The following is a 3,794-nucleotide window of genomic DNA, read 5'->3' as shown; positions in this document are numbered from 1 at the left end:
GCCGCCCGCGACCAGCACCTTGCCGCCAGGCAGCAGCGTCGCGGTGTGCGCGGCGCGAGGCGTGGCCATGGGGCTCGCGGAGGTCCACAGGCCACTGCGCGGGTCGTACAGCTCCACGCTGGCGTGGACGCCGTAGTAGCTGGCGCCGCCCGCCACCAGCACCTTGCCGGAAGGCAGGAGCGTCGCGGTGTGCCGGGTGCGCTCCACGGACATCCGGCCCGCGGACAGCCACTGACTGGAGGCGGCGTCATACAGCTCCGCGTCGGCGATGGGCGCGAAGCCATCCGAGCCTCCCGTGACGAGCACCCGGCCCGAGGGCAGCAGGGTCGCCGTGTGCTGCGTCCGGGGGATGAGCATCCAGCTGGCACCCACCCAGCGCGCCTCGGCGCGGTCGTAGAGGTCCGCGCTCGCGAGTGCGCCGGTCGCATCGCGGCCACCCGCGACCAGGAGCTGCCCGGAGGGGAGCGGCGTCACGGTGTGGTCCACGCGCGGCGTGCTGGAGGCCTGCGCCTGGCTCCATTGACCGGCGGGCTCCAGCACCTCCGAGGCGTTCAGATAGGACTGAGCAACTCCGTAGACTTGATAGAAGCCGCCCGTGGCCAGGATGCGTCCCGAGGGCAGCAGCGTCGCGGTGGCGTGCGCACGGCCGTTGACGAGGGTCCCGGCCTGCCGCCAGGTCCCCGTTGAAGGGACGTAGAGCTCCGAGCCGCCCGTCACGCTGTAATAGACGTAGGAGTAATTGTAGGCTCCGCCCATCACGAGCACGGATCCGTCGGCCTGCAAGGTCGCGCTGTGCCAGCGGCGGCCTGTCGCCATGGACGCCGTGGCCTTCCAGAGCCCCGTGGCGGGATCATAGAGCTCCGCCGATGCAACGTAGTCGCTGCTTGGCGTCGCGCCCCCCGCGATCAACACCCGCCCGTCCGGAAGGAGCGTCGCGGTCTGCTCCTGCCGGCTGACCACGGGGGTTCCCGTGGGACTCCACTTCCCCGTCGAGGGGTCGAACAGCTCCGCGGGGGCGTTGACCGTGGTGTTGCCGCCCACCACGAGGACCTTTCCCGAGGCGAGGAGGGTTGCGCTGCCATTCGCGCGCGCCGTGTTCATGTTGCTCGCGGGGCTCCAGCTCCCTGTCTCGGGGTCGAACAACTCGGCGGACACGGTCCGGACGCCCGTGGACCCGCCGCCGCCTGCCACCAGCACGCGTCCATCGCGAAGGAGCGTGGCGGTGTGAAGGTGGCGACCGGTGGTCAGCACGTCCGCGGGACTCCAGGTGCCTGTCTCCGGGTCGAACAGTTCGGCCGTCGTGATGCCATCAGAGACCGATGAGTAGCCTCCCACCACGAGCACGCGTCCCGTGGGCAACAGGGTCGCGGAGTGGTAGGTGCGTGCGTCCGACAGGGGGGCGGCGCCCGCCCAGGTTCCCGTCAGGGGGTCGAAGAGCTCCACCGTGCGCGTCGCCGTCGTGTTCTGGGTGTTCAGCCGCCCACCTGCAACCAGCACCTTGCCTGACGGCAGGAGCGTCGCCGTGTGGTTCAGCCGGACCGACGCCATGCTCCCGGTCGACGACCAGCCCGGATCCACGACCACGGGCCCCTGCATCCCGCGCAGGTCCACGGCCATCGCCACGTCCAGGCTGCGCCCCGACAGCGCGTAGCGCGCGGGCCCCGCGCCCGGAACACGCACCCCGCCGTGCAACTGGACCGTGCCCTCGCGGCTCAGCCCTTCCGCATCGCGCGCGACCAGCGTGTGCATGCGCAACCGGGGCACGCCCCGCGCGTCCGCGAACTCCAGGTAGTCCCCCAGGTCGCGCACCGCGACGACGCCCTCGGGCACCTCCACGGTGTAGCGCACGCGGTGCTCGGCGGCGCCCTCCGGCGCGACGTCGTACTCCTCCACGCGGGTCGTCACCCAGCGCCCCGCGGCATCCAGTGAGCGCGCTCCCACCGGCGCCCAGAAGTGCGGCCCGGTGGCGCGAGCCTTCGCCTGGGCGCCCTGCCCTTCCGGCGCATGGCGGCGCGCCCGGAACGTCAGGCCCTGGCTCTCCACCTCCAGCGTCCCCGTGGCCGTCTGCGGCACCTTCACGCGCAGGGCCACCGGCGCTGCATCCGCCGGGGAATCCCCACCGGGCGCCCACTCCGGGAAGTACGCATGCGCCAGCGCCCGGGCCCCTGCCTCCGACGGAGCCTCGCGCCACGCGCGCACCGCCACGAGCCGCGTCTCCGAGTCCCCTGGGGCCTCCCGGAGCCGTGACTCCGAAGTGACTCCCACCCCTTCACGTGAACGCGATGCAGCATCGTCACACGCCGTCAGCCCCAGCAGCAGGCACAGCCACACGACCACGGGTCTTCTCATGACAAGCACGCCTGTCAGTCCGCCACCGGCGCGCGGCGCCAATGCCAGACGGGATGGTGTTGAGCGCAACGGCGCGCGCTCAACGCAATCCCCGGGCCAGGACCCAACCCCCTGGATTCCCTGGCCCTCAGCCCAGACCTCACCAGTCACGTCGCACCCGGGTCCCCACGCCCGGGCGCGGCGGTGTCGTCACGACGCGCGCGCCTGCTCCACCACCGGCTTGAGCACGGTGCTGGCGAACTCCGCCAGCGTGGTGGGCGTGGTCGTCTCCTTCGAGCGCGGCTCCGCGGCGTCCATGCGCCCGGCCTGGATGGCGCCGTACATCTCCACGTAGCTGTCCGCCATCCACGCGGGCATGCCCGCGCCCGTCATGCTGTTGCGCGCGTCCTCCAGCCCCACCCGCACGTACTTCACGGGCTGGCCCAGCACCTGGGTGAGGATGCTCGCGACCTCCGGATAGGTGAGGTCCTGCGGGCCGTGCACGCCCACGTAGCGGTGGCCCGTCCACGACGCGTCCGTCAGGAACTCGGCGGCCCTGGCCGCGATGTCCGCCGTCGCGACCAGCGGGAAGCGCTTCGTCTCCGGGTTCGGGCTGAAGATGGCGCCCGCCTTCGCCAGGCCCTGCACGTCGCGCAGCAGGTTCTCCATGAAGAAGCCCGCGCGCAGGCTGACGACGTTGGGCGCCGCCGCCTGGAAGGCCTCTTCAATGGGCTTCAGCGAGGACACCGGCCCCGCCCCCGGCCCGTTCTGCGCGCCGACGCTGGAGATGAGCACCACGCGCTTCACGCCGTGCGCCTTCACGCGCTCCGCGGCCATCCGCCCGGTGGCCGTGGCCCACGCCACGAAGTCCGGACGGGGCGCGGGCGGCGTGAGCCAGAACAGCGCCTCCGCGCCCGGCAGCGCCGCGTCCAGCGTGGCCTGTTCGTCGATGGAGCCCTGCACCACCTTCGCGCCCAGCTTCACCAGGTCCGCCACCTTCTCCGGCGTGCGGGAGATGACCGTGACCTCGTGGCCGGCCTTCAGCAGCTTCTGGACGAGGGAACGGCCGATGTTTCCATTCGGGGTGTTGATGACGATGGACATGGGGTGCCTCCAGCGACAGCGAGATGGCGCAACAGTGCCCCCGCGCCCTGCATGAGGCCACTGCATGCTATGCATGTCCCCATGCGCCGCGCTCATGAAACCCCGGCCCTGGCTCCCGCCGAGGTCGACCTCTCCGGCATCAACCTGAACCTGATGGTGGCGCTGGACGCGCTGCTCCAGGAGGCGCACGTCACCCGCGCCGCCGCCCGCGTGGGCCTCACCCAGTCCGCGATGAGCCATGCGCTCGCCCAGCTGCGGGAGCTGCTGGGGGACGCGCTCCTCATCCGGGGCCGGGGCGGCATGGTGCTCACGCCGCGCGCGCAGCAGCTGGCCGCGCCGCTGCAACGGGGGCTGGCGGAGCT

3 protein-coding genes are annotated in these 3,794 nt (G+C 72.3%); 1 reads left to right on the top strand and 2 read right to left on the bottom strand.

Annotated elements, in window-relative coordinates:
• Both ACLEQD_RS38850 and ACLEQD_RS38845 read right to left on the bottom strand, forming a co-directional pair.
• Positions 1-2,349, bottom strand: a 2,349-nt coding sequence (locus ACLEQD_RS38850; protein WP_410390928.1) for a Kelch repeat-containing protein, incomplete at its 3' end; no start/stop codon positions are given.
• A 189-nt stretch (positions 2,350-2,538) separates the two neighbouring features.
• On the bottom strand, positions 2,539-3,432 hold the full coding sequence (locus ACLEQD_RS38845; protein WP_410390926.1) for an NmrA family NAD(P)-binding protein: 894 nt from the start codon (positions 3,430-3,432) through the stop codon (positions 2,539-2,541).
• A gap of 81 nt (positions 3,433-3,513) precedes the next feature.
• On the opposite strand from ACLEQD_RS38845, the gene ACLEQD_RS38840 reads away from it, so the two are divergent.
• Positions 3,514-3,794: LysR family transcriptional regulator (locus ACLEQD_RS38840; protein WP_410390924.1), on the top strand; the 281-nt coding region annotated here is incomplete at its 3' end.

Origin of the sequence: Corallococcus sp. 4LFB (genome assembly GCF_046520365.1) — a bacterium.
Classification (GTDB): Bacteria; Myxococcota; Myxococcia; order Myxococcales; family Myxococcaceae; genus Corallococcus; species Corallococcus caeni.
Note: the sequence above shows the minus strand (reverse complement) of the source record. Positions and strands in the feature narration are given on the sequence as shown.

Coding starts and splice junctions, on each gene's coding strand:
- ACLEQD_RS38845 (WP_410390926.1), bottom strand. CDS start 3,432: ATGTCCATCGTCATCAACACCCCGAATGGAAACATCGGCCGTTCCCTC.